Source organism: Pseudomonas sp. Pso3 (genome assembly GCF_055393275.1).
The window spans coordinates 4,090,821-4,115,776 of the sequence record NZ_AP043687.1; the positions used below are offsets into that span (position 1 = coordinate 4,090,821).

Genomic DNA, 24,956 nt, shown 5'->3' on the forward strand with positions numbered 1-24,956 from the left:
CTCTTTCACAAGAGACCTACAGACGTTTACAGGGAGGCCTGAGCGGGACGCCTACCATGGCGCTCTCCTGGAGGAAGCCCCTGATGTCCCTGCCCCGCCCTGCCCTCGGCAGCCTCGCGCTGCTCTGCCTGCTGCTCGCCGCCTGCGACCGTCCGGCCCCGGAAGCTGCCGCCCCGCCCGCGCCCAGGGTGCAGGTGGAGACGCTGCACCCCTCGCCCCTGGCCATCGCCAGCGAACTCAGTGGCCGCCTGGTGGCGCCGCGGACCGCCGAGGTACGGGCGCGGGTCGCCGGCATCGTGCTGCAGCGGGTGTTTCACGAGGGCAGCGAGGTCAAGGCCGGCGCGGTGCTGTTCCGTATCGATCCGGCGCCGCTGCAGGCCGAGGTGGACAGCGCCGCCGCCGCCCTGCGCAAGGCCGAGGCCAGCGCCTTCCAGGCCCGCCGCCTGGCCGAGCGCTATGCGGCACTGGTGGAGAGCGAGGCGATCAGTCGTCAGGCGCAGGACGATGCCCAGGGTGCCAGTCTGCAGGCGCAGGCCGAGGTGGCGGCCGCCCAGGCGGCGCTCAAGCGGGCGCGGCTGAATCTGGGCTATGCCACGGTCACCGCGCCCATCGCCGGGCGCATCGGCAAGGCCCTGGTCAGCGAAGGCGCCCTGGTCGGCCAGGGCGATGCCACGCCGTTGGCGATCATCCAGCAGCTGGACCCCATCCATGCCGACGTCACCCAGTCGACCCGCCAGCTCAAGGCGCTGCGCGATGCCCTCAGCGACGGCCGGCTACAGCAGGTGGCGCCGGACCAGGCGCGGGTCACCCTGCTGCAGGAAGACGGCAGCCCCTACCCGGAGAGCGGCCGCCTGCTATTCGCCGATCTGGCGGTGGACGCCAGCACCGGCCAGATCACCTTGCGCAGCCAGTTTCCCAATCCACGGCGCGAACTCCTGCCGGGCAGCTTCGTGCGGGTGCGCCTGGAGCAGGCACGGCTCGACCAGGGCCTGAGCGTGGCGCAACGGGCGGTGCAGCGCAGCGCCGGCGGCCAGGCCCAGGTCTGGGTGGTGGACGCCGAAGACCGGCTCGCCCTGCGCGAGGTGCGCCTGGGACCGGTGGTGGACGGTCGCTGGGTGGTGAAATCCGGCCTGGCCGCTGGTGAGCGGGTACTGCTCTCGGGCCTGCAACAGGCGCAGCCAGGACTGCTGGTGGAACCCCAGGAACCCCAGGCCGCCCCGGCGGAGGCGCGCTGATGGCCAATTTCTTCATCGACCGCCCGGTGTTCGCCTGGGTGGTGGCGCTGTTCATCCTGCTCGCCGGCCTGCTGGCCCTGCCGCAGTTGCCGGTGGCCCAGTATCCCAACGTGGCGCCGCCGCAGATCGAGTTGACCCTGAGCTATCCGGGCGCCACGCCGCAGACCCTGGACGAGAGCGTGGTCAGCCTGGTCGAGCAGGAACTCAATGGCGTCAATCACCTGCTCTACTTCTCGTCCAGCAGCAGCCAGGGCAGCGCCACCCTGACCGTGACCTTCCAGCCCGGCACCGATCCGGAGCTGGCCAAGGTGGACATCCAGAATCGCCTCAAGGTGGTGGAGCCGCGCCTGCCGCGGGCGGTCACCCAGCAGGGCATCCAGATAGAGGAGACTTCCGCCGGCTACCTGCTGTTCGTCACCCTCACCGCCACCGACGCGCGCCTCGACACCACCGCCCTGAGCGACTACCTGGCGCGCAACGTGGTCAACGAACTGCGCCGGCTGGACGGGGTGGGCAAGGCCCAGCTGTTTGGCGCCGAGCACGCCCTGCGCGTCTGGCTCGATCCCAGTCGCCTGGTGGCGGTCGGCCTGACCCCGGCCGACGTGACCCGCGCCATCGCCGAGCAGAACGTCCAGGTGGCGGCCGGCAGTCTCGGCGAATTGCCCACCCCCGCGGGTCAGGAGCTGAACGCGCCGGTGCTGATCAAGGGCCAGCTCAGCGACCCGGCCGAATTCGCCGGCATCCTGCTGCGCGCCGGGGTCGATGGCTCCAGCGTGACCCTGGGCGATGTCGCCCGGGTCGAGGTGGGCAGCCAGAGCTACAACTTCGGCACCCGGCTGGACGGCAAGCCCTCGGTGGCGGTCGGCGTGCAGCTGGCGCCCACCGCCAATGCCCTGGCCACCGCCAAGGCGGTGCGCGCCAAGCTGGCCGAGTTGTCGCGGTACTTTCCGCCGGGAATGAAGTACGACATCCCCTACGACACGGCGCCCTTCGTCGAGATCTCCATCACCCAGGTCATCCACACCCTGCTGGAGGCCATGGCGCTGGTGTTCGCGGTGATGTACCTGTTCCTGCAGAATCTGCGCTACACCCTGATCCCGACCCTGGTGGTGCCGGTGGCGCTGCTGGGCACCTGCGCCGTGCTCCTGGCGCTGGGCTATTCGATCAATGTGCTGACCCTGTTCGGCATGGTGCTGGCCATCGGTATTCTGGTGGACGACGCCATCGTGGTGGTGGAGAACGTCGAGCGCCTCATGGCCACGGAAGGACTCGATCCGCGCGCCGCCACGCGCAAGGCCATGGGCGAGATCTCCGGCGCCATCGTCGGCATCACCCTGGTGCTGACCGCGGTCTTCGTGCCCATGGCCTTCATGAGCGGTTCGGTGGGCGTCATCTATCGCCAGTTCTCGGCGTCCATGGCGGTGGCCATCCTCTTGTCCGCCTTTCTCGCCCTGAGCCTGACCCCGGCGCTGTGCGCCGCCCTGCTCAAGCCGATTGCCCAGGGCGCCCATGCCCGCGGCGGCTTCTTCGGCGCCTTCAACCGGGGCTTCGAACGCCTGACCGGCGGTTTCGAAGGCTGGGTGGCCCGCGCCATCCGCCGACTGCTGCCCAATCTCCTGCTGTTCGCCGTCCTGCTGGCGGCCCTGGTGGCGCTCTATGGCCGCCTGCCCGGCGCCTTTCTGCCCACCGAGGACCAGGGCTATCTGATCACCGACATCCAGCTGGCGCCGGGCGCTACCCAGGAGCGCACCCTCAAGGTGCTCGAGCGCCTGGAGCGCCATTATGCCGAGGAGCCGGGCGTGGCCAACGATCTCGTGCTGCTCGGCTTCAGCTTTTCCGGCAGCGGCCAGAACGCCGCCCTGGCCTTCACCACCCTCAAGGACTGGTCCGCCCGCGGCCCGGCCGACTCCGCCGCGGCCATCGCCGAGCGGGCCAATAACGTCCTGGCGGGCGAGAGCGAGGCCCAGGGCTTCGCCGTGCTGCCGCCGCCGGTGGAAGGCCTGGGCACCTCCAGCGGCTTCGAGGTGCGTCTGCAGGACAGGTCCGATCGCGGCCAGGCGGCGCTCAAGGCGGCGCGCGATGAACTGCAGGCCAGACTGGCAGGCAATCCGATCATCGCCTACGTGCGGGAGACCGCCCTGGCCGACAGCGCCCAGGTGCAGCTGGTGGTGGATCGCCGCCAGGCCGCCGCGCTAGGAGTGAGTTTCAGCGCCCTCGGCGAGACCCTGGGCACGGCCCTGGGCTCCAGCTACGTCAACGACTTTCCCAATCGAGGCCGGATGCAGCAGGTGATCGTGCAGGCCGACCTGGGTACCCGCAGCCAGGTGGACGACCTGCTGCGCCTGGAGGTACGCAACGAGCGCGGACGCATGGTGCCGCTGTCCGCCTTCGTCAGCGCCGACTGGACCCAGGGCCCGGCGCAGTTGTCGCGCTACAACGGCTACCCCGCCATCAGCCTGGCCGGCGAGCCGCTGCCCGGTCATACCACCGGCGAGGCCATGGCCGAACTGGAGCGCCTGGCCGCCGAGTTGCCGCGCGGCTTCGCCCTGGAGTGGACGGCGCTGTCGCTGCAGGAACGCCTCTCCGCCGGCCAGGCGCCCCTGCTGCTGGGCCTGTCGCTGCTGGTGGTGTTCCTCTGCCTGGCGGCGCTCTACGAGAGTTGGTCGATTCCCACCGCGGTGCTGCTGGTGGTACCCCTGGGGGTGCTCGGCGCGGTGCTGGCGGTGACCCTGAGGGGGATGCCCAACGACGTCTTCTTCAAGGTCGGCCTGATCACGGTGATCGGCCTCACGGCGAAGAACGCCATCCTGCTGATCGAATTCGCCAAGCGCCTGCACGACGAAGGCATGGACCTGCACCAGGCCACCTGCCGCGCCGCCCGCCTGCGCCTGCGACCCATCGTCATGACCTCGCTGGCCTTCATCCTCGGCGTGGTGCCCCTGGCCCTGGCCACCGGGGCCAGCTCGGCGAGCCAGCAGGCGGTGGGCACCGGGGTGATCGGCGGCATGCTCAGCGCCACCCTGGCGCTGGTCTTCGTGCCGGTGTTCTTCGTGCTGGTGCTGCGGCTGGTCCGGCGCTGGCGCGCGCCGGACCGTTAGCCTCAGGCGTTGTGGGGGCGCTTGTCGCCCAGCAGCGTGGCGTCCTCGACCGGCGCGGGCTCGGGCTTGCGGGCGCCGAGCTTGTCCGAGGTCCGCAGGCTCTGCGGCAGCGCCCAGAACATCAGGCCGGCGGCCAGCAGGCTGGTGCAGCCGATGAGATAGAGCGCCGGGGTGGTGCTGCCGGTCAGGTCCTTGATGTAGCCCACCATCACCGGACTGACGATACCGCCGACCTGCCCCAGGGTGTTGATCAGGGCGATGCCCCCCGCGGCGCCTGCGCCGGCGCCGGCCAGCAGTTTCGGCGGCAGCGACCAGAAGGTCGGGATGGCGGCGATGATGCCGGCGCCCATCAGGGCCAGGGACAGGATCAGGAAGAGGGTGTGGTCGGCGAAGAGTCCCGCACTGAAGAACCCCAGGGCGCCGGCGATCACCAGGCCGCAGACGAACTTGCGCCGCTCGCCGCTGGCGTCCGACAGCCGTCCCACCACCACCATGGTGATGGCGCCGAAGACGTAGGGCACGGCGGTCAGCAGGCCTATGAGGGTGGGACTCTCGGTACCGGCGCTGCGGATCAGCTGCGGCGCCCAGAAGTTGAGGCCATAGGAGGCGACCTGGATCAGGAAGTAGATCACCGCGAGCAGCAGGAAGCCCGGCAGCCGGATCGCCGCCAGCAGCGAGCCGTGGCTGTTGTTTTCATGGCGGGCGATACGGCTGGCCAGGAAGGTCTTCTCGTCGGCGTTGAGCCAGGGCGCATCGGCGATGCGGTCATGCAGCAGGCGCAGCACCAGCACGCCGAGCAGCACGCAGGGGATGCCACCGACCAGGAACAGCCAGTGCCAGCCGCGCATGCCGAGCAGGCCGTCCATCTGCCCGAGGATCACCCCCGAGACCGGGGCGCCGATCAGCCCGGCAAAGGCCGAGGCGAGAAACAGCGTCGAGGTGATGCGCCCGCGATAGCTCTGTGGAAACCACAGCGTCAGGTAGTAGAGGATGCCCGGCGCGAAGCCGGCCTCCATGGCGCCGATCAGGAAGCGCAGCACATAGAACTGCCATTCGGCGGTGACGAACATCATCAGCGCCGTGGCGATGCCCCAGGAGATCATGATGCGGGCGATCCAGCGCCGGGCGCCGACCTTGTACAGCATCATGTTGCTGGGTACCTCGAACAGCACATAGCCCACCACGAAGAGTCCCGCGCCCAGGCCATAGGCGGTGTTGCTCAGCGACAGGTCCGCCTGCAGCTGGAACTTGGCGAAGCTGATGTTGATGCGGTCGAAGAAGGCGAACAGGTAGCAGACCATGATCAGCGGCATGAGCCGCCAGGCGACCTTGCGGACGATGGCCTGTTCGGTGGCCGCCAGGGCGGCGGAGGTTGCGGATGAGGACATAGCGGTCTCCCGGGAGCGGCCAGGCTGGCGCTCCTTTGTTGTTGTAGTCAGGGCGAACGAATGAAAACGGGGGCGGCTCAGCCAGTGGCGGCGGGCGGCGGATGCAGATCGCAGTTGCGACCGGCCTTGGCCAGCTGACCGGGGGTGTCGTGGCCGAGCAGCGCCGGCAGGGTGCGCGACAGCGCGATCAGCCGCTCCAGGTCGATTCCGGTCTCCACTCCGGTTTCCACGCAGAGGTTCACCAGGTCCTCGGTGCAGATGTTGCCGGACGCACCGGGCGCGAAGGGGCAGCCGCCGAGTCCGCCGAGGGCGGCGTCGAAGCGGCGCGCGCCGGCTTCATAAGCCGCCAGCACGTTGCACAGGCCGAGGCCGCGGGTGTTGTGGAAATGCAGGGTCAGGGCGGACGCCGGGATCAGTTCCAGCACCTGGCGGACGATCCGCGCGACCTGCCGCGGATTGGCCATGCCGGTGGTGTCGGCGAGGGTGATGCCGGTCATGCCCAGCGCCAGATAGCGCTGTACCAGCTCGAACACCCAGCCTTCGTCGATGCGCCCCTCGAAGGGGCAGCCGAAGGTGGTCGCCACCGTGCCGTTGAGCGAGACCGCCTGCCCCTTGGCCAGCTGCACCACCTCGGCGAAGCTGGCGAGGGACTGCTCGCAGCTCATGCGCATGTTGGCGCGGTTGTGGGTCTGGCTGGCGGAGAGCACCAGGTTCAGCTCGTCGGCGCCGGCCGCCAGGGCACGCTGGGCGCCCTTGAGATTGGGCACCAGGGCGACGTAGGTCACCCCGGGCCGGCGGGCGATGCCCTGGAACACGGCCTCGCCGTCGCGCAGCATGGGTACCGCCTTGGGCGAGACGAAGGAACCGGCCTCGATCCGCGAGAAACCCAGCGCCGAAAGCTCGTCGATCAGAGCGATCTTGTCGGTGGTTTCCACCCAGCTCGGCTCGATCTGCAAGCCATCGCGGGGGGCGACTTCCTGGACGATCAGGCGTTCGGTACTCATTGCACCACCCCGCCCTGCCTGAGTCGCTGGATGTCCGCTTCGCTCAGCCCCAGTTCGGCCAGCAGGCCGTCGGTGTGCTGACCGAGGGTCGGACCCTGCCAGTTGACCTGGCCCGGAGTGGCCGACAGCTTGGGCACAATGCCCGGCATCTTCAGGGTCGCGCCGTCGGGCAGCGTGGTGTCCAGCAGCATCTCCCGCGCCTGGTAATGGGGATCGGCGACGATGTCGGCGGCCGAATAGATGCGGCCGGCCGGGACCTCGGCGCCTTCGAGGATCTCCAGCACCTCGTCGATGCCGCGACTGCCGGTCCAGGCGGCGATGGCCTCGTCGATCAGCTCGCAGTGGCGGGCACGCCCGTCGTTCTGCGCAAGGTCCGGGCGCTCGGCCAGATCGGGACGGCCGATGGCCTGCATCAGCCGGACATAGATGGGATCGCTGTTGCCGGCGATTACCACGAAACCGCCATCGCCGGTGGGATAGGTGTTGGACGGCGCGATGCCCGGCAATGCCCCGCCGGTGCGCTCGCGCACATGGCCGAGCATGGAGTATTCGGGCACCAGGCTTTCCATGACGTTGAACACGCTCTCGACCAGGGAGACATCGACCACCTGGCCGTCGCCCTGGCCGGTCTTGACCCGCAGCACCGACATCAGGGCGCCGATCACCGCGTGCATGGAGGCCAGGGAATCGCCGAGGCTGACCCCGACCCGCGCCGGCGGCACGCCCGGGGTACCGGTGGTGTAGCGGATGCCGCCCATGGCCTCGCCGATGGCACCGAAGCCGGGTCTATCACGATAGGGGCCGGTCTGGCCGTAGCCGGAGATGCGCACCAGGGTGAGCTTGGGATTGAGGGCGTGCAGGACGTCCCAGCCGAGGCCGAGCTTTTCCAGGGCGCCCGGGCGCAGGTTCTCGATGAGCACGTCGGCGCCCTCGACCAGCTGCTTGACCAGGGCCACGCCTTCGGCGGAACGCAGATTCAGGGCGAGGGACTTCTTGTTGCGCGACTGCAGGTACCACCACAGCGAGGTGCCCTCGTGCAGCTTGCGCCACTTGCGCAGGGGATCGCCCTTGTCCAGGGCTTCGATCTTGATCACCTCGGCGCCGAATTCGGCCATCAGCCGAGCGGCGAAGGGGGCGGCAATGAGCGTGCCGATCTCGATGACACGGAGTCCGGTGAGAGCCGTCATGGCGGGCTAGCCTCTCTTTGTTATTGGAATGAGGCCGATGCTAGGACAATAGTGCAGTCGGTGGTTAACGTCTTTCGGCAAGGGGTCTTCGCAGATCGCGAAGACCCGATTCACACGTCCAGCAGGTGGTCGTAGAGCAGCCGGCTGACCGGCGACAGCGACTCGACGTCGCGCACCACCAGCGCCAGGCTGCGCTGGGACCAGTCGTCATCCAGCGCCGCCGCGATCAGTCCGAGCGGTCGCCCGATGAGCTCGAAGGCCTGCAGCGGCAGCACGCCCAGGCCGAAGCCCGCCTGCACCATGCGGCACACGGCATCGAAGCCGGGCACATGGATGCGCAGGCGCAGGGCCTTGCCGTGACTGCGTGCGGCCGCCTTGGTGCGCAGGTTGATGAAGCTGTCGGCGTGCAGGCCGACGTGGTCGTCGTCCAGGGTCTCGGCGAAGGCCAGCCGCGGGCGTGCGGCCAGGCGATGATCCGGACGCATCACTACCACCAGGGTGTCCTGCCGGTAGGGCACGGCCAGCAGGCCGCGGGTATCGGTGTCCGAGGAGCAGATGCCCAGGTCGGCGGCGCCTTCCAGCACCCCCTTCACCACCCCGGCGCTGGGTCGTTCGTCCAGGCTGACCTTGACCTGGGGATGGCCGACGGTGAAGGCCTGCAGGTCCTCGGGGAGGAATTCGATGATGGCGGAGATGTTGGCCATCATCCGCACGTAGCCGCGCACGCCCTGCAGGTGCTCGCCGACATCGATGCTGATGCGCTCGACGTCGGCGAGGATGCGCTTGGCGTAATGCAGCAGCGTCTCGCCGACCGGGGTGAGGGTGGTGCCCTTGGCGTTGCGCTCGAAGAGTTCGATGTCGAGCGAGCGCTCCAGGTCGTGCAGTCGCTTGCTGGCGGCGGACAAGGCGATCATCTCGCGCTCGGCGGCGCGGGTCAGGGTGCCCTCCTCGTGCACCGCCAGCAGCAGCTGCAGCGAGACCAGGTCGAGGCGGCGGAGCAGGTTGCGGTAGTGCATCGTCTTGGGGTCCAGGCGGCCAGAGGTCCTTGTACAGGACCCGGCGCGCCCGGGGTAGCCACCTGCCTCAGGTTAGAGACCCAGGTCGCTCAGGCCGGGATGGTCATCCGGGCGCCGCCCCTGGGGCCAATGAAACAGCCGCTCGGCTTCGGTGATCGGCAGGTCGTTGATGCTGGCGTGACGCTCGGCCATCAGGCCCTGGTCGTCGAAGTGCCAGTTCTCGTTGCCGTAGGCGCGGTACCACTGGCCGTCTTCGTCCCGCCATTCGTAGGCGAAGCGCACGGCGATACGCGCGCCGTCATGGGCCCAGAGTTCCTTGATCAGCCGGTACTCGTGCTCGCGCTGCCACTTGCGGGTGAGAAAGGCCTCGATGGCGGCGCGGCCCTGGAGGAAATCGCTGCGATTGCGCCAGCGACTGTCGGCGGTATAGGCCAGGGCCACCTTGGCCGGATCGCGGCTGTTCCAGCCGTCTTCGGCGGCGTGGACCTTTTGCCGGGCGGATTCGAGGGTGAAGGGCGGGACGGGAGGACGGGCGGCGCTCATGGGACACTCCTAGGCAGATGAGGCCCCAGTGTCGGGCCGCAGCGCGGGTGTCACAAGGTCGATCAGCCCACGGATCCGGCCAAGTCGCTCAGACCTCGACCAGGCGATAGTGCAAGCCCCGCACCACCGCCTCGACCCGGTTGCGCGCGCCCAGTTTGCGGGCGGCGGAGTTGAGGTGCAGGTTGACCGTGGCGGTGGAGCGGTTGAGGGTCGCGGCGATGCGCTTGGCGGTGAGGCCCTTGGCCGAGTACTGCAGGCATTCGCGCTCGCGCGGCGTCAGGCGGACCTGACCGCAGCGGCGTTCAGCCGGCGCGAGCAGTTCGTCGGCCCGGGCCTGGAAGGCATGGGCCAGCACCAGGAAGGCGCCCAGGCAGGCTTCGCCGGCGGCCTCGGCGTCCCGCGCATCGGCATCGAGGATGCCGGTCAGGGTGGCGAAGGCACCGCCCGGCAGGTGCAGCGGCACCGTCACCCCGGTGGCCAGGCCGCTGTCACGCACATAGCAGGTGACCGGGCGGTGACTGTCACCCAGGTACTCGCGCAGGGCGCTGCGGGTTTCGCTGCGAAACGACCAGACGAAGGGCGCCGCGCGCCGACTGGCGCATTGCTGCACCGGGTCGATCTGGTAATAGCCGCGCTCGCACCAGAAGGCCTGCATGTCCGCCGGGGCGTTGCGCACCTTGAATACCGAGGGGGTGATGAGCACGCCCTCGTGACTGAGGGGCACCGGGGCATAGTCGTAGATCAGCGCCTTGCACCCCAGGTGGTCGGCGCTGGCCTGGACGGCATCCAGACAGGCGTCGAGCGTGGGCAGTCCGGCGAGGCGGCTGCTGACGGTAAGCAGATCGGCATGCATCTTGGAGCTCCTCCCCTGGATCGCGATGGGGAACGCGAAGCAAAGGTTCTGCCAGTCGCGACAGCACTGCTGCAAACCTAGCACTTTTGCGGATGGGGCCAGGCCCCACCCTGGCCTAGAGTCGAGCCTAACCCGCCCCTTCGAGGAAGCCCCCATGACTCAGCACGCTCCGTCCGGCGACGCCGCCGACCTCGCCCGCTTCGGCTACACCCAGGAACTCAAGCGCCAGCTCGGGTTGAAGGACCTGCTGATCTACGGCCTGGTGTTCATGGTGCCCATCGCGCCCTTTTCCATCTTTGGCGGGGTGTTCGATGCCAGCCACGGCATGGTGCCCCTCACCTACCTGATCGGCTTCGTCGCCATGCTGTTCACCGCGGTCAGCTACCAGCAGATGTCGCGCGCCTTCCCGGTGGCCGGTTCGGTCTATGCCTATGTCGGCCGCGGCCTACACCCGGCCCTGGGCTTTCTCGCCGGCTGGGCCATCCTGCTCGACTACCTGCTGGTGCCCACCCTGCTCTATGTGATCGGCGCCAACGCCATGGCCAACGTCATCCCGGCGCTTCCCCAGCCGCTGTGGATCCTCTTCTTCGTCGGCCTCAACACCCTGGTCAACCTGCGCGGCATCGAGACCACCGCCCGCGCCAACCGGCTGTTCCTCTACGGTCAGCTGGCGGTGCTGCTGGTGTTCGTGGTGCTGGCGTCGCTGGCCATCAGCCGCGGCGTGAACGGCGCCGAGTGGAGCCTGAAGCCGCTGTACAACCCTCAGGAATTCTCCCTGCCGCTGATCTTCAGCGCCCTGTCGGTGGCGGTGCTGTCCTTTCTCGGCTTCGACGCCATCTCCACCCTTTCCGAGGAAACCCGCGGCGGCAGCCGCGTGGTGGGTCGCGCCACCCTGCTGGCCCTGACCCTGGTGGCGGCGCTGTTCATGGTGCAGACCTGGCTGGCCGCCCTGCTGCAACCCAACCTGATCCAGTACCCCGACGCCGACGCCTCCAACAACGCCTTCTACGAGATCGGTCGGCTGATCGCCGGCCCCTGGCTGCAGGTGGTGATCGCCCTGGCGGTGGCCATCGGCGCCGCCATCGCCAACGCCCTGGTGGCCCAGGCCGCCACCTCGCGCCTGCTGTTCGCCATGGCCCGTGATCGCCAGATGCCGCAGTTCCTGCGGCAGATCCATCCCACGACCCGGGTGCCGCAACGCGCCATCCTGCTGGTGGCGGCCCTGAGTCTGGTGCTGGGGCTGTTCTTTGTCGGCCAGATCAATCTGCTCGCCTCCATGTGCAACTTCGGTGCGCTGACCGCCTTCCTGCTCCTGCATGTGGCAGTGGCCTGGCATCACCGCGGCGCCGGTCGCCCGCTGCTCCATGCGCTGGTCCCGCTGATCGGCTTCATCATCCTCGCCTATGTGCTGTTCAACGCCGACGTCTACGCCAAGGTCGGTGGCAGCTGCTGGATGGTGCTGGGCCTGGCCGTGCTGGCCTTCCTCAGGCTCAGCGGCCGGACCACGGAATTCAAGGCCAACGACGCCGTCCATTAGGCACAGACCCGCCGCGGAGGCTTCAGATGATCAAGACCCTGCACAGCCAGCACTGCCATTGCGGCTGGGACCACAGCCTCCCCCCGGCGCTGGAGGTCGCGCCGGGCGAAACGGTCAGCTTTGCCTGCCGCGACGCGGCGGACGGCCACTTCCACGGCCACTCCAGCGCCGCCGACATCGCCACCCTGCCCTTCGAGCGGGTCAATCCGGTCTGCGGTCCGCTGTGGATCGACGGTGCCGAGCCGGGCGACGTGCTCAAGGTGACGCTGGACAGCTTCACCCCCAGCGGCTTTGGCTGGACCGCCAACATCCCCGGCTTCGGCCTGCTCGCCGACCAGTTTCCGGACCCGGTGCTGCAACTCTGGCAGTACGACCGCAGTGGTCAGACGCCGGCCGCCTTCGGCGAGCTGGCGCGGGTCCCGCTCAAGCCCTTCGCCGGCACCCTGGGGGTGGCGCCCGCGGCGCCGGGTCTGCACTCGGTGGTGCCACCGCGACGGGTGGGCGGCAATCTGGATATCCGCGACCTGGCCGCCGGCACCAGCCTCTACCTGCCGGTGGAGGTCACCGGGGCGCTGTTTTCCATCGGCGACACCCATGCCGCCCAGGGCGATGGCGAGGTCTGCGGCACCGCCATCGAAACGGCCATGGCGGTCACCGCCACCTTCGAGCTGATCAAGGGGCAACCGCTGGCCATGCCGCGCTTCAGCACCCCGGGGCCGGTCACCCGCCACCTGGACGGCGCCGGCTACGAGGTCTTCACCGGCGTCGGACCGGACCTGCTGGCCGCGGCGCGCATGGCCGTCAGCGGCGCCATCGACTGGCTCGGGCAGAGCCGCAACCTGCCGGCGGAACAGGCCTATCTGCTCTGCTCGGTGTGTGGCGACCTGCGCATCAGCGAGATCGTCGACGTACCCAACTGGGTAGTCAGCTTCTACTTCCCGCGGATCGTGTTCGAATAGCTGGTTCCGAATAGTCCGGCGCCCGCCGTGGCAAGGTCCCCCACAGCGAGGCGATGACGATCAGCAGGCCGCCCAGCCAGCCCCAGAGGCCCAGGCGTTCGTCCAGCCAGACGCTGGCGAACAGCGCGCCGAACAGCGGCTCGGCGCCCATCAGCAGGGCGACGCGGGTGGCGCTGGTGCGGCTCAGGGCAAAGTTCTGGGCGAGAAAGGCGCCCAGGGTGCAGAACAGCACCAGGTAGCCGGTGGCCAGCCAGAAGCCTGGCTGTACGGGCAGCGGCGCCAGGCCCGGGCCGAGGGCGAACAGCAGCAGGCAGGCCAGGCCGACCACCCCGGTCTGTACCGCGGTCAGTGCCAGGGCCGGCACCGGGGCACTGGCCCGCTGCAGACGCCGGCGCACCACGCAGACATTGATCGCGCGCAATACGGCTGCCAGCAGGATCAGGCCATCACCCAGGTTGAAGCTCAGGGTCACGCCACGGGTCAGCAGCCCGGCGCCCGCCACCGCCAGGGCCGCGGCGCCCAGGGCACGGGCCTCGGGGCGCTGGCCGAGCAGCCACCATTCGGCGAAGGGCGTCAGGGCCACGCACAGGCTGATGAGAAAGGCGGCGTTGCTGGCGCTGGTCAGGGCCACGCCATAGGTCTCGGCGAGAAAGATCGCCAATAGCAGCAGACCGGTCGGCACCCCGGGCCGCCAGGCCCGTCGGCCTTCGCCCCTCAGGGTGGGCAGCAGCAGCGCTGCGGTGAGACAGAAGCGCAGCGCCAGATAGCCGAGCACCGGATAGAGCACCACGGCGTCCTTGACCACGGCGTAGCTGGTTCCCCAGACCAGGGCGGTGGCGAGCAACAGGCCTTCGGCAAGGCCGAAGGTGGGGCGTGACGACATGACGGCTTCTCCCTGGATCAGGCCGCCAGTGTGCCCGTCTCGCGGTAGGCGCGATAAGCCTGTTCGCGTGCACAGCTCTTGTTCCGCCAGGGAAGCAATGCCAGTCTTTCCAGCCCCATTGCTTCCCACGGACTTGGCATGGATCTCGTGCGCGCCCTCCCCCTGCTGCCCTGCCTGGTCGCCTTCGCCAAGGTGGTGGAGACCGGCAGCTTCACCGCCGCCGCCCGGCTGCTGGACGCCACCCCCTCGGCGATCAGCCGCCAGGTCGCCCGCCTGGAACGGGAGCTGGGCGTACGCCTGCTGCAACGCACCACCCGTCAGCTGCGCCTGAGCGAGGCCGGCCGCGAGGTGCTCGGCCACTGCCGCCAGCTGCTGACCGCCGCCGGCGCGGCGCTGGACAGCGGTCTGCAGCATCGCGAGGAGCCCCGCGGCCAGGTGCGCCTTGCCGTTCCCAAGGCGGTCGGCTACCGGCTGATATCTCCGCTGTTGCCGGACTTCTTCCAGCGCTATCCCGAGGTGGATCTGCAACTGCGCCTGGACGATCGTCCGCTGGACCCCATCGCCGACGATCAGGATCTGCTGGTGCGCATCACCGAGCAGCCACCCGCCGGCTTCGTCGCCCGGCCATTGCGCGAGATGGACTTCGTGCTCTGCGCCAGCCCGGCCTATCTCGGGCGCCGCGGCACGCCGCAGCAGCCCCAGGCGCTGGCCGAGCACGATTGTCTCTACCTGGGCGAAACCCCGGGCGACCAGCGCTGGCAACTGCGCCGCGGCGACCGGGTGGAAAGCGTGACGGTGCGGGGCCGCCTGGCCTGCAACCACAGCGGCGTGCGCCTGGAAGCCACCCTCGCCGACCTGGGCATCGCCTGCCTGCCGGCCTTCGCCGCCGAAGCCGGTCTGGCCGACGGCCGCCTGCGGCGGGTGCTATCCGACTGGCAATACCTCGGCCCCTACCAGGGCACCGCCTGGCTGCTCTATCCGCCGGATCGCCAGTTGCCGGCGGCGGTCAGGGCGCTGGTGGACTTTCTGCTGGAGCGGCTCGGGCCAACCCCAGGTTCAGGCTAGCACCGCCACCGACTTGAGCTGCGCCCACACTCGACTCCCCGGCTGCAACGCCAGCCGCTCCAGCGAATAGCGGGTGATCCGCGCCAGCAGCGCCGTGCCGCCCAGGTCCAGGCGCAAGAGCACCTGGGCCGGCGAACGGGTCGGGGCGATCTCGGCGACGATGGCCGGCAGCACATTGAGGATGCTGCTGTGCTGGCGTTCCAGGCTGAGGCTGACATCCCGTGCCAGCACCTTGATGCGCAGCGACTGCCCGGGCGGCAGCGGGGCATGGGCCAGCAGCACGCGCTGCTCGCCCGACAGGCCCAGGCTGAGCAGCCCGTAGTCCGGGTCATGGCCGAGCACCCGCCCTTCCAGCACCACCCCGGCGTCGTCGGCCAGGGCGATGGGCAGGTCGAGGCGCGCCAGTACCTCGGTGGTCGGCCCACTGGCCAGCACCCGCCCCCGCTCCAGCAGCACCAGGTGATCGGCCAGCCGCGCCACCTCGTCGGGGGCATGGCTGACATAAAGGATCGGCAGCGCCAGCTCCCGGGTCAGGCGTTCCAGGTAGGGCAGGATCTCGGCCTTGCGCTCGGCGTCCAGCGCCGCCAGGGGTTCGTCCATCAGCAGCAGCCGGGGACTGGTCAGCAGCGCGCGGGCGATGCCGACCCGCTGGCGTTCGCCGCCGGACAGGCGCGCCGGCATCCGCGCGAGCAGTCCTTCGATGCCCAGCAACTCGACGACCTGCTCCAGTTCCAGCCGGCGCGCGGCGGGCGCCACCCGCTTCCAGCCGAACAGCAGGTTGCGGCGCACGTCCAGGTGCTCGAACAGATTGGCGTCCTGGAAGACGTAGCCCAGGGCGCGTCGGTGCGGCGGCAGGAACAGGCCGCGGTCGCTGTCCTGCCAGGTCTCTTCCGCCACCACCAGGCGGCCACGGGCGGCGGGCTCGAGTCCGGCCACGCACCTCAGGCAACTGGTCTTGCCCGAGCCCGAGGGACCGAACAGCGCGGTGACGCCGCTGCCGGGCAGGGCGAGGGCCACGTCCAGCACGAAGTCGGCATGCCGCAATTCGAAGCGCGCAGCGAGACTCATGTCCAGGCCGACCGCCCACGGCGCCCATAGAGCAGCAGCAGGATCACGAAGGAGAAGGCCAGCATGCCCCCGGCCAGCAGGTGCGCCTGGGGATACTCCATGGCTTCCACATGATTGAAGATCTGGGTGGAGACCACCTGGGTGCGCCCGGGGATGTTGCCGCCGATCATCAGCACCACGCCGAATTCGCCCACGGTATGGGCGAAGCCGAGGATGGCGGCGGTGACGAAGCCCGGCCGCGCCAGCGGCAGCACCACGTGGAAGAAGGTATCCAGGGGACTGGCCCTGAGGGTCGCCGCCGCTTCCAGCGGGCGCGGACCGATGGCCTCGAAGGCGTTCTGCAGCGGCTGCACCACAAAGGGCAGCGAATAGCACAGCGAACCCACCACCAGCCCGGCGAAGGTGAAGGGCAACCGCCCCAGCCCCAGCGCCTCAGTCAATTGCCCTACCCAGCCCTCCGGCCCCATGGCCAACAGCAGGTAGAAGCCGATCACCGTGGGCGGCAGCACCAGCGGCAGGGCCACCAGGGCGCCGATGGGACCCTTGAGCCGGGAGCGGGTGCGCGCCAGCCACCAGGCGAGGGGCGTACCCAGCACCAGGAGCAGCAGGGTGGTCACGCTGGCCAGTTCCAGGGTCAGACGGATCGCCGCCCAGTCCGCCGCGCTCAGGCTCATGGCGTCACTGCCGGTAGCCGTAGGCCTTGAGCACCGCGGCCGCCTGGGGGCCCTTGAGATAGGCCAGCAGCGCCTTGGCCGCCGGCTGGTCCTGGCCCTTGTCCAGCAATACGGCGTCCTGGCGGATCGGCTCATAGAGCTCGGCCGGCACGATCCAGGCCGAGCCTTCCTTGATCTTGCCGTCCCCGTAGATCTGCGACAGGGCGACGAAGCCCAGCTCGGCATTGCCGGTGGCGACGAACTGGTAGGTCTGGGTGATGTTCTGGCCTTCCACCCGCTTGGCCGCGACCGCCTCGGTCAGGCCCAGCTTGGCCAGCACCTGGGAGGCGGCCAGGCCATAGGGCGCGGTCTTGGGATTGGCCACGGCCAGGTGGGTGAAGGCGTTCTGCTTGAGCACCGCGCCGTCGCCGTCCACATAGCCGGGCTTGGGCGACCAGAGCGCCAGGGTGCCGATGGCATAGGTGAAGCGCGAGCCCTTGACCGCCGCCCCCTCGCTTTCCAGCTTGGCCGGGGTGCTGTCGTCAGCGGAGAGAAAGACCGCGAAGGGCGCGCCATTCCTGATCTGGCCATAGAGCTGGCCGGTGGCGCCGCTGGAAATCACCAGCTGATGGCCGGTGTCCTGGGCGAAGCGCTCGCCGATGGCCTTGAGCGGCGCGCTGAAATTGGCGGCCACGGCGACCTGGACCTCATCGGCCAGGGCCGGGGTGGCCAGGGCCGCGGTGAGCAGGGAAAGCAACAGGCGGGAACGGCTGGATGGCATCGGGCTTTCTTCCTCGGGGCTGGCAATCCCTCCGCAGCCGCAGGACGCTGGCGGCTGCGGAGGGCACAAAAGAAAACGCCGGCAGGTGGCCCCGCCGGCGTTGGTTCTGGCGCTTAGGCCAGCTTCTTGTACTTCACCCGCTTGGGCTGGGCCGCGGCCTCGCCCAGGCGCTTCTTGCGATCGGCTTCGTACTCGGTGTAGTTGCCTTCGAAGAACACCACGTTGGAGTCATCCTCGTAGGAGAGGATGTGGGTGGCGATGCGGTCGAGGAACCAGCGATCGTGGGAGATCACGATGGCCGCGCCGGGGAAGTCCAGCAGGGCGTCTTCCAGGGCGCGCAGGGTTTCCACGTCCAGGTCGTTGGAGGGTTCGTCCAGCAGCAGCACGTTGCCGCCCTGCTTGAGGGTCAGCGCCAGGTGCAGACGACCGCGCTCACCGCCGGAGAGATCCTTGACGAACTTCTGCTGGTCGGCGCCCTTGAAGTTGAAGCGACCCACATAGCTGCGCGAGGGTACCTCGTAGTTGCCGATCTTGATCACGTCGGAGCCATCGGAGACCTGCTCCCAGACGGTCTTGGTGTCGGACAGGTTCTCGCGGCTCTGGTCGACGCTGGCCAGTTGCACGGTGTCGCCGATCTCGATGCTGCCCGAATCCGGCTGCTCCTTGCCCATGATCATGCGGAACAGGGTCGACTTGCCCGCGCCGTTGCCGCCGATGACGCCGACGATGGCGCCCTTGGGCACCACGAAGCTCAGGTCGTCGATCAGCAGGCGATCGCCGTAGCCCTTGCTGACGTTCTTGAACTCGATGACCTTGTCGCCCAGGCGCTGGCCGGCGGGGATGTAGATCTCGTTGGTCTCGCTGCGCTTCTGGAATTCCTGGGACTGCATTTCCTCGAAGCGCTGCAGGCGGGCCTTGGACTTGGACTGGCGGGCCTTGGCACCGGAGCGCACCCATTCCAGCTCGGCCTTCATGGCCTTGGCATGGGCGGCTTCCTGCTTGGCTTCCTGGGTCAGGCGCGCGGCCTTGGATTCCAGCCAGCCGGAGTAGTTGCCCTCGAAGGGGATGCCCTGGCCACGGTCCAGTTCCAGGATCCAGCCGGCGACGTTGTCGAGGAAGTAGCGGTCGTGGGTGATGGCCACCACGGTACCGGGGAAGTCGTGGAGGAAGTGCTCCAGCCAGGCCACCGAGTCGGCGTCCAGGTGGTTGGTGGGTTCGTCCAGCAGCAGCATGTCGGGGGCCGACAGCAGCAGGCGGCACAGGGCCACGCGGCGCTTCTCGCCACCGGAGAGCACGCCGACCTTGGCGTCCCAGGCCGGCAGGCGCAGGGCGTCGGCGGCGACTTCCAGCTGGCGGTCCAGGTTGTGACCGTCGGCGGCCTGGAGGATGGCTTCCAGCTTGGCCTGCTCGGCGGCCAGGGCGTCGAAGTCGGCATCCGGCTCGGCGTAGGCGGCATAGACCTCGTCCAGGCGGGCCTGGGCCTGCTTGATCTGACCGACCGCTTCCTCGACCACCTCACGAACCGTCTGCTCGGGATCAAGTTTCGGTTCCTGCGGCAGATAACCCACATTGATACCGGGCATCGGACGCGCTTCACCTTCGATCTCGGTATCGACGCCGGCCATGATGCGCAGCAGCGTCGATTTACCCGCACCGTTCAGACCGAGCACGCCGATCTTGGCGCCGGGAAAGAACGACAGGGAGATGTTCTTGAGGATTTCACGCTTGGGCGGCACGACCTTGCCGACCCGATGCATGGTGTAGACGTATTGAGCCATGGTGGGACCTTGGGACCGGAATGAAAAACAGGGGACACAGTATGGCGTCAGCAGCGAACGCTGTCGAAACCCCGCGCGACGAAAGCGCCGGCGCTGATCACGCGGAAAAAACCGGCGGAGACACCGTCCGGTCCCTTATCATAGGCCATCCCTGCCCCGCGGAATCGGGCGCAGCCGAACGGCCATCGCCTCTGCAGGAACGCAGTCCGTCGTGAACAGCCCGCCCTCCTCGCTGCCGGAAGCGCCGCTCGCCCCCGCCTCGCGACGCCTCACCCGCGGCCTGCTCGTCCTTTCGCTGGTGGCCATGCTGGCCCTGATGTTCTGGCAGGCCTTCGCCAGCGTGGCCGAGCGCGAGGCCCTGCGGCGCGAACAGCTGGACAGCCTGACCCAGCAACTGGCCAACACCGTCGAATTCGGCCTGGCGCTCAAGGCCCAGGCGGTGCGCAGCACCCTGCGCTGGTCGCTGGACCCTACCCTGCCGCTGGCTCCCAACCTGCTGCTCGGCCTCCAGGACTTCTTTCCCGGGCTGCAACAGGTGCGCTGGCTGCCGGCCAACGCCACTCTGCGCGCCGCCCGCCTGGGCGATACGCCGGACGCCGCCTTCATCCAGCAACTGATCGCGCGCGCCGGCCAGGCCGATTTCCGCTACGGCTACAATGCCGAGGCCGCGGCGGCGCCCCTCTATGTGCTGCTGGCCGGCGATCGCGAGGAGCAGCGGGGCTGGTGGGTGCTGACCAGCGCCCCCCTGCTCGAACCCCTGTGGCGGCCGACCCGGGTCCCGTCCGGCCTCGACTGGCGCCTGGAAGATCGCGCCCAGGGCACCCTGCTGTTCCGCGGCGGGGCGACCCCGGCGGCGGACAGCCGCGATGAAGTACGCCAGGAGCTGGCCTACAGCAACTGGCAGGTGGTGGGCAGCCATCCCGCCGAAGACATGGGCACCACCCTGCTGGGGGCCTCCTTCGGCCGCCTGGCGCTGTTCGGCCTGTCCGGCCTGGTGGCGGTCATCCTGCTCTACCTGCTGCTGCGCGAAGAACGTGGCCTGCGCGCCCTGACCCTCGCCTCGCGACGCGGCCTGCGCCTGGCCGGCATCGCCCTCAACGGCATCGAGGAAGCCGTCTGCATGACCCAGGCCGACGGTCGCCTGGTCCATGTCAACGCCACCGCCGCCCGTCTGCTGGGCATCGCCGCCGATGACGCCCAGCAGTTCTTCCTCGCCAGTCTGTTGCCCGAGGTGGTGGCCCTGACGCCCGCCGAACGTGATGGCGGTGCCCTGGTCACCCTGGTGGTGGAAGGCCAGCCGCGGCGCTTCGCGGTCAGCTGCCATGCCCTGGCGGCCAGCCAGCCCAGCGCCCGCGTCCTGCGCGACCGCACCCAGACCCAGGACGGCTTCGTCTGGGTACTGCGCGACGTCACCGAGCAGCAGCGCAACCTGGAGACCATCCAGACCACCCGGCAGCGCTACGAAAGCATCTTCAACGGGGTGCACACCGGCATCTGCGTGGTCGATCTGAGCGCCGTCCATCCCCACATGCACGCACTGGGCCTGGAACGTCCCGAGCAACTGGCGGAGCTGTTCGCCCGCCAGCCCGAGGCCCTGGATGCCCTGGGCCGTCAGGTGCGCATCACCGAGATCAACCAGCGCGCCCTGGAAATGCTCGGCATCGGCCACCTGGACCAGGCCTGGGCGCGGCTGGTGGGTGACTCCCGCGTCCAGCTCGGCGGCAAGCGCTACCGCCTGCTGGCCGGTCTGCTCTCCGGCCAGCAGGTGCTGGAACTCGAGACCTGCATCGACACCGCCGAGGGCGAGCGCCATCTCTGGCTGACCATGCACCTGCCGGCCGATCCCCAGCACCTCGATGCCACCCTGCTCAGCCTCACCGACATCACCCAGCGCAAGCTCGGCGAATTGCGCCTGCTCGAGCGCGACAGCTTCTGGTCGAATCTGATCAGCGCCATCCCCGACACCCTCTACACCTACGACGTGGCCAGTGGCGAGCTGACCTACGAGAGTCATTCGCTGGCGCTCAAGCTCGGCTATCCGCCGGAGGCCTTCGCCAGCCTGGGTCGCGCGCGCCTGCACCCGGACGACGTCGAACTGCACGAGCGGGTGGTCAGCATGCGGCCGACGCTGTGCGACCAGCCCAGCAGCAGCCTCCTACGCTGGCAGCACCGCAATGGCGGCTGGCGCTGGTTCGACGTGCGCGAGCAACGCCTCGCCAGTGCGGCGGACGGCAGCGCGGCGAGCGTGGTGGGGCTGGCCCTGGACGTCACCGACATGGTCCGCGCCAGCGAGCGCCTGCGCGAGAGCGAGAATCGCTACCGGCAGCTGGCGGAAAGCATCAGCGACGTCATCTTCACCACCGACGCCCAGCTGGTGCTCAACTACCTCAGCCCCTCGGTCGAGGAATTGCTCGGCTATCCCGTCGCCGAGCTGCAACAGCGCACCCTGGCCGAGCTGGTGGTGCATTCGCGCCAGCTGCAGGAATTCCGCCGCACCCTGCAGCGGCTGTTGCGCAGCCTCGACGATCCGCGCGCCCTGGCCGAGCTGCGCCGGGAACACTTCGCGCCCCTGCTGCTGGATTGCCTGCACGCCCAGGGTCACACCCTGCAGATCGAGCTGCGCCTCAAGCCGCTGTGGGACGACCACGAGCGCTTCGCCGGCCTGCTCGGCATCTGCCGCGACATCTCCGCCCAGCGCCGCACGGAAAAGGACATGCGCATGGCGGCCACGGTCTTCGACCACTCCGCCGGCGCCATCCTGGTCACCGACCCGGCCGGCTACATCGTGCGGGTCAACCGCACCTTCACCCGCATCACCGGCTTCAGCCCCGAAGAGGTGTTCGACCAGCAGCCGATGATGCTCTGCGCGGACAAGCAGGAAGCCAACCAGCTGCAGCACGTGATGCAGCAGCTGCGCACCCAGGAGAGCTGGGAAGGCGAACTCTGGCAGCGACGCCAGGACAACGAGCCCTACCCCTCCTGGGTCGGCATCACCGCCATCCGCGACGACGACGGCGACCTGATGAGCTATGTCTGCTTCTTTGTCGACATCAGCGAGCGCAAGGCCAGCGAAAGACGCATCCATCGCCTCGCCTACTACGACGCCCTGACCCTGCTGCCCAACCGCACCCTGTTCCAGGACCGCCTGCACAACGCCCTGCAGCAGAGTCGCCACAACGGCAGCTGGGTGGTGCTGATGTTCCTCGACCTCGACCGCTTCAAGCCGATCAACGACAGCCTCGGCCACGCCGCCGGTGACCGCCTGCTCAAGGAGGTGGCCATGCGCCTGACCGCCTGCGTGGGCACCGAGGACAGCGTGGCGCGCATGGGCGGCGACGAATTCACCCTGCTGCTGTCGGGCCTGGAAACCCGCGAGGTGGCCCTGGCCCAGGCGATCCGCGTCGGCGAGCAGATCCTCACCCAGCTGTCCGAGGCCTTCGTGCTCGAAGGCCGCGAATTCTTCGTCTCCGCCAGCATCGGCATCGCCCTCTCGCCGCAGGACGGCCATGAGCTCAGCCAGCTGATGAAGAACGCTGACACCGCCATGTACCACGCCAAGGAGATGGGCAAGAACAACTTCCAGTTCTACCAGGCCGAGATGAACGCCCGCGCCCTGGAACGCCTGGAACTGGAAGCCGATCTGCGGCACGCCCTGCTGCAGGGCGAATTCCGCCTGCACTACCAGCCGCAGTACCGCTGCGACAACCGGCGCCTGACCGGGGTCGAGGCCCTGCTGCGCTGGGAGCATCCGGTGCGCGGCCACGTCTCGCCGGCGGAATTCATCCCGGTGCTCGAAGAGATCGGCCTGGTGGTCCAGGTCGGGGACTGGGTGATTCGCGAGGCCTGCCGGCAGATGCGCGAATGGCACGCGGCCAGGGTGCGCATTCCCAAGGTCTCGGTGAATCTCTCCGCGCGGCAATTCAGCGACGGCCAGCTCGGCCAGCGCATCGCCGCGATCCTCGCCGAGACCGGCCTGGCGCCGGCCTGCCTGGAACTGGAACTGACCGAGAGCATCCTGATGCGCGACGTCGGCGAGGCCCTGCAACTGCTCGGCGAACTCAAGAGCCTGGGCCTGTGCATCGCGGTGGACGACTTCGGCACCGGCTATTCCTCGCTCAACTACCTCAAGCAGTTCCCCATCGACATCCTCAAGATCGACCGCAGCTTCGTCGACGGCCTGCCCCACGGCGAGCAGGATGCGCAGATCGCCCGGGCCATCATCGCCATGGCCCACAGCCTCAATCTCTCGGTGATCGCCGAGGGCGTCGAGGAACCGGCGCAACTGGAATTCCTGCGCCTGCATGGCTGCGACGAGGTGCAGGGCTTCCTCTTCGACCGTCCGCTGCCGCCGGATCTGCTGCGCGAACGGCTGGAGCACCAGGGGCTGTTTCCGGTCCTGACATGAGACCGATGGCGCCACCGCATGACCGGCGCTCATACCTCAGAGTTCCCGCGATGGGGTAGAATACTGCCCCTCACGAGCCCGATCGGGCTCGCTCTTCGCCATGCCTCAGGGGACCCTGCCGCCATGTTCAGCCGTGAAACCACCCTCGCCCGCTTCGACGCCGACCTGTATGCCGCCATGCAGCAGGAAGCCCAGCGTCAGGAAGATCACATCGAGCTGATCGCTTCGGAGAACTACACCAGCCCGGCGGTCATGGAAGCCCAGGGCAGCGTGCTGACCAACAAGTACGCCGAAGGCTATCCCCACAAGCGCTACTATGGCGGCTGCGAATACGTCGACGTGGTCGAGCAACTGGCCATCGACCGCGCCAAGCAGCTGTTCGGCGCCGACTACGCCAACGTCCAGCCGCACTCCGGCTCCCAGGCCAACTCGGCCGTCTACCTCGCGCTGATCGAAGCCGGTGACACCATCCTCGGCATGAGCCTGGCTCACGGCGGTCACCTGACCCACGGCGCCACCGTGTCCTCTTCCGGCAAGCTGTACAACGCCGTGCAGTACGGCATCGACGAGCAGGGCCTGATCGACTACGCCGAGGTCGAGCGCCTGGCCCAGGAGCACAAGCCCAAGGTCATCGTCGCCGGCTACTCCGCCTACTCCCAGGTGCTGGACTTCGCCCGCTTCCGTGCCATCGCCGATGCCGTGGGTGCCTACCTGTTCGTCGACATGGCACACTTCGCCGGCCTGGTCGCCGCCGGCGTCTACCCCAACCCGGTCCCCTTCGCCGACGTGGTCACCAGCACCACCCACAAGACCCTGCGCGGTCCGCGTGGCGGCCTGATCCTGGCCAAGGCCAACGAAGCCATCGAGAAGAAGCTCAACTCGGCGGTCTTCCCCGGTGCCCAGGGCGGCCCGCTGATGCACGTCATCGCCGGCAAGGCGGTGTGCTTCAAGGAAGCCCTGCAGCCCGAGTTCAAGACCTACCAGCAGCAGGTGATCAAGAACGCCCAGGCCATGGCCGGCGTGTTCATCGAGCGTGGCTTCGACGTCGTCTCCGGCGGCACCGACAACCACCTGTTCCTGCTCAGCCTGATCAAGCAGGAAATCACCGGCAAGGACGCGGACGCCGCCCTGGGTCGCGCCTTCATCACCGTGAACAAGAACTCGGTGCCGAACGATCCGCGCTCGCCCTTCGTCACCTCCGGTCTGCGCATCGGCACCCCGGCCGTCACCACCCGTGGCTTCCAGGAAGCCGAGTGCCGCGAACTGGCCGGCTGGATCTGCGACATCCTCGGCAACATGGGCGACGAATCGGTGATCGACGCCGTCCGTGAAAAGGTCAAGGCCGTCTGCGCTCGCCTGCCGGTCTACGGCAAGTAAGAGGCACGCCTTCCCCCTCTCCCCCTGGGAGAGGGCCGGGGTGAGGGAACCCCCAGAACAAAGAGCCCCGACCAAATGGCCGGGGCTCTTTGCATTTCCAGAAGGGTCGTCAAGGCAGCCAGGCCA

The 24,956-nt window shown here is 68.8% G+C and carries 18 protein-coding genes; 7 read left to right on the forward strand and 11 right to left on the reverse strand.

The features are described 5' to 3' along the window. The first annotated feature begins 83 nt into the window (after window positions 1-83). Window positions 84-1,235: an efflux RND transporter periplasmic adaptor subunit gene (locus ACZ5R1_RS19240; RefSeq protein WP_115946700.1), complete on the forward strand. Its 1,152-nt coding sequence runs from the start codon at window positions 84-86 to the stop codon at window positions 1,233-1,235. Beyond that, complete coding sequence (locus ACZ5R1_RS19245; protein ID WP_115946699.1) at window positions 1,235-4,333, forward strand: multidrug efflux RND transporter permease subunit; 3,099 nt, start codon at window positions 1,235-1,237, stop codon at window positions 4,331-4,333. The genes ACZ5R1_RS19240 and ACZ5R1_RS19245 overlap by 1 nt, the downstream gene beginning before the upstream one ends. A 2-nt stretch (window positions 4,334-4,335) precedes the next feature. Here the strand turns inward: ACZ5R1_RS19245 and ACZ5R1_RS19250 are convergent, their stop codons facing one another. The 6 genes from ACZ5R1_RS19250 to ACZ5R1_RS19275 form a co-directional block, all read right to left on the reverse strand. Then, window positions 4,336-5,721, reverse strand: coding sequence for an MFS transporter (locus ACZ5R1_RS19250; protein ID WP_037007309.1), 1,386 nt, complete (start codon window positions 5,719-5,721; stop codon window positions 4,336-4,338). 77 nt (window positions 5,722-5,798) lie between these two features. Next, on the reverse strand, window positions 5,799-6,725 hold the full coding sequence (locus ACZ5R1_RS19255; protein WP_027598452.1) for a hydroxymethylglutaryl-CoA lyase: 927 nt from the start codon (window positions 6,723-6,725) through the stop codon (window positions 5,799-5,801). Next, window positions 6,722-7,912: a CaiB/BaiF CoA transferase family protein gene (locus ACZ5R1_RS19260; protein ID WP_027598451.1), complete on the reverse strand. Its 1,191-nt coding sequence runs from the start codon at window positions 7,910-7,912 to the stop codon at window positions 6,722-6,724. The genes ACZ5R1_RS19255 and ACZ5R1_RS19260 overlap by 4 nt, the downstream gene beginning before the upstream one ends. A 110-nt stretch (window positions 7,913-8,022) precedes the next feature. Beyond that, window positions 8,023-8,928 (reverse strand): LysR family transcriptional regulator, encoded by a 906-nt coding sequence (locus tag ACZ5R1_RS19265; RefSeq protein ID WP_027602961.1) that lies wholly within the window; start codon window positions 8,926-8,928, stop codon window positions 8,023-8,025. 72 nt (window positions 8,929-9,000) lie between these two features. Next, entirely contained in the window at window positions 9,001-9,471 is a 471-nt protein-coding gene (locus tag ACZ5R1_RS19270) for a nuclear transport factor 2 family protein (RefSeq protein WP_115946698.1), read from the reverse strand. A gap of 88 nt (window positions 9,472-9,559) precedes the next feature. Further along, on the reverse strand, window positions 9,560-10,324 hold the full coding sequence (locus ACZ5R1_RS19275; protein WP_027602960.1) for a LuxR family transcriptional regulator: 765 nt from the start codon (window positions 10,322-10,324) through the stop codon (window positions 9,560-9,562). A gap of 154 nt (window positions 10,325-10,478) precedes the next feature. Here ACZ5R1_RS19275 and ACZ5R1_RS19280 point away from each other — a divergent pair, with 154 nt between their 5' ends. Beyond that, window positions 10,479-11,861: an APC family permease gene (locus ACZ5R1_RS19280; protein ID WP_077171005.1), complete on the forward strand. Its 1,383-nt coding sequence runs from the start codon at window positions 10,479-10,481 to the stop codon at window positions 11,859-11,861. A gap of 26 nt (window positions 11,862-11,887) precedes the next feature. Next, a complete protein-coding gene (locus tag ACZ5R1_RS19285; RefSeq protein ID WP_077171006.1) occupies window positions 11,888-12,820 on the forward strand; it encodes an acetamidase/formamidase family protein in 933 nt (310 codons plus the stop codon). On the opposite strand, the gene ACZ5R1_RS19290 is transcribed toward ACZ5R1_RS19285, so the two are convergent. After that, a complete protein-coding gene (locus tag ACZ5R1_RS19290; protein WP_077171007.1) occupies window positions 12,786-13,703 on the reverse strand; it encodes a DMT family transporter in 918 nt (305 codons plus the stop codon). The genes ACZ5R1_RS19285 and ACZ5R1_RS19290 overlap by 35 nt on opposite strands. A gap of 138 nt (window positions 13,704-13,841) precedes the next feature. Here ACZ5R1_RS19290 and ACZ5R1_RS19295 point away from each other — a divergent pair, with 138 nt between their 5' ends. After that, window positions 13,842-14,768: a LysR family transcriptional regulator gene (locus tag ACZ5R1_RS19295; protein ID WP_042136723.1), complete on the forward strand. Its 927-nt coding sequence runs from the start codon at window positions 13,842-13,844 to the stop codon at window positions 14,766-14,768. Here the strand turns inward: ACZ5R1_RS19295 and modC are convergent. The 4 genes from modC to ettA form a co-directional block, all read right to left on the reverse strand. Then, window positions 14,760-15,836, reverse strand: coding sequence for a molybdenum ABC transporter ATP-binding protein (modC, locus tag ACZ5R1_RS19300; protein WP_077171008.1), 1,077 nt, complete (start codon window positions 15,834-15,836; stop codon window positions 14,760-14,762). The two genes, ACZ5R1_RS19295 and modC, sit on opposite strands and share 9 nt — an antisense overlap. After that, entirely contained in the window at window positions 15,833-16,510 is a 678-nt protein-coding gene (modB, locus tag ACZ5R1_RS19305) for a molybdate ABC transporter permease subunit (RefSeq protein ID WP_074584100.1), read from the reverse strand. Before modB ends, modC begins: the two co-directional genes overlap by 4 nt. Before the next feature lie 4 nt (window positions 16,511-16,514). Next, window positions 16,515-17,270 (reverse strand): molybdate ABC transporter substrate-binding protein, encoded by a 756-nt coding sequence (modA, locus tag ACZ5R1_RS19310; RefSeq protein ID WP_115946697.1) that lies wholly within the window; start codon window positions 17,268-17,270, stop codon window positions 16,515-16,517. Window positions 17,271-17,383: 113 nt separating this feature from the next. Beyond that, window positions 17,384-19,048 carry an energy-dependent translational throttle protein EttA gene (gene ettA / locus ACZ5R1_RS19315; protein ID WP_007162716.1) on the reverse strand — a complete coding sequence of 555 codons (1,665 nt, stop codon included), beginning with the start codon at window positions 19,046-19,048 and terminating at the stop codon, window positions 17,384-17,386. 211 nt (window positions 19,049-19,259) lie between these two features. Here ettA and ACZ5R1_RS19320 point away from each other — a divergent pair, with 211 nt between their 5' ends. Together ACZ5R1_RS19320 and glyA are read left to right on the forward strand one after the other, a co-directional pair. Continuing rightward, window positions 19,260-23,453: an EAL domain-containing protein gene (locus tag ACZ5R1_RS19320; protein WP_115946696.1), complete on the forward strand. Its 4,194-nt coding sequence runs from the start codon at window positions 19,260-19,262 to the stop codon at window positions 23,451-23,453. Between the two features lie 123 nt (window positions 23,454-23,576). Then, window positions 23,577-24,830: a serine hydroxymethyltransferase gene (gene glyA, locus ACZ5R1_RS19325; RefSeq protein ID WP_027602952.1), complete on the forward strand. Its 1,254-nt coding sequence runs from the start codon at window positions 23,577-23,579 to the stop codon at window positions 24,828-24,830. The last annotated feature ends 126 nt before the right edge of the window (window positions 24,831-24,956 follow it).

What these genes read in the sequence shown, in the direction of transcription:
- ACZ5R1_RS19240 (WP_115946700.1), top strand. Translation starts at nt 84, where the DNA reads ATGTCCCTGCCCCGCCCTGCCCTCGGCAGCCTCGCGCTGCTCTGCCTG.
- ACZ5R1_RS19245 (WP_115946699.1), top strand. Translation starts at nt 1,235, where the DNA reads ATGGCCAATTTCTTCATCGACCGCCCGGTGTTCGCCTGGGTGGTGGCG.
- ACZ5R1_RS19250 (WP_037007309.1), bottom strand. Translation starts at nt 5,721, where the DNA reads ATGTCCTCATCCGCAACCTCCGCCGCCCTGGCGGCCACCGAACAGGCC.
- ACZ5R1_RS19255 (WP_027598452.1), bottom strand. Translation starts at nt 6,725, where the DNA reads ATGAGTACCGAACGCCTGATCGTCCAGGAAGTCGCCCCCCGCGATGGC.
- ACZ5R1_RS19260 (WP_027598451.1), bottom strand. Translation starts at nt 7,912, where the DNA reads ATGACGGCTCTCACCGGACTCCGTGTCATCGAGATCGGCACGCTCATT.
- ACZ5R1_RS19265 (WP_027602961.1), bottom strand. Translation starts at nt 8,928, where the DNA reads ATGCACTACCGCAACCTGCTCCGCCGCCTCGACCTGGTCTCGCTGCAG.
- ACZ5R1_RS19270 (WP_115946698.1), bottom strand. Translation starts at nt 9,471, where the DNA reads ATGAGCGCCGCCCGTCCTCCCGTCCCGCCCTTCACCCTCGAATCCGCC.
- ACZ5R1_RS19275 (WP_027602960.1), bottom strand. Translation starts at nt 10,324, where the DNA reads ATGCATGCCGATCTGCTTACCGTCAGCAGCCGCCTCGCCGGACTGCCC.
- ACZ5R1_RS19280 (WP_077171005.1), top strand. Translation starts at nt 10,479, where the DNA reads ATGACTCAGCACGCTCCGTCCGGCGACGCCGCCGACCTCGCCCGCTTC.
- ACZ5R1_RS19285 (WP_077171006.1), top strand. Translation starts at nt 11,888, where the DNA reads ATGATCAAGACCCTGCACAGCCAGCACTGCCATTGCGGCTGGGACCAC.
- ACZ5R1_RS19290 (WP_077171007.1), bottom strand. Translation starts at nt 13,703, where the DNA reads ATGTCGTCACGCCCCACCTTCGGCCTTGCCGAAGGCCTGTTGCTCGCC.
- ACZ5R1_RS19295 (WP_042136723.1), top strand. Translation starts at nt 13,842, where the DNA reads ATGGATCTCGTGCGCGCCCTCCCCCTGCTGCCCTGCCTGGTCGCCTTC.
- modC (WP_077171008.1), bottom strand. Translation starts at nt 15,836, where the DNA reads ATGAGTCTCGCTGCGCGCTTCGAATTGCGGCATGCCGACTTCGTGCTG.
- modB (WP_074584100.1), bottom strand. Translation starts at nt 16,510, where the DNA reads ATGAGCCTGAGCGCGGCGGACTGGGCGGCGATCCGTCTGACCCTGGAA.
- modA (WP_115946697.1), bottom strand. Translation starts at nt 17,270, where the DNA reads ATGCCATCCAGCCGTTCCCGCCTGTTGCTTTCCCTGCTCACCGCGGCC.
- ettA (WP_007162716.1), bottom strand. Translation starts at nt 19,048, where the DNA reads ATGGCTCAATACGTCTACACCATGCATCGGGTCGGCAAGGTCGTGCCG.
- glyA (WP_027602952.1), top strand. Translation starts at nt 23,577, where the DNA reads ATGTTCAGCCGTGAAACCACCCTCGCCCGCTTCGACGCCGACCTGTAT.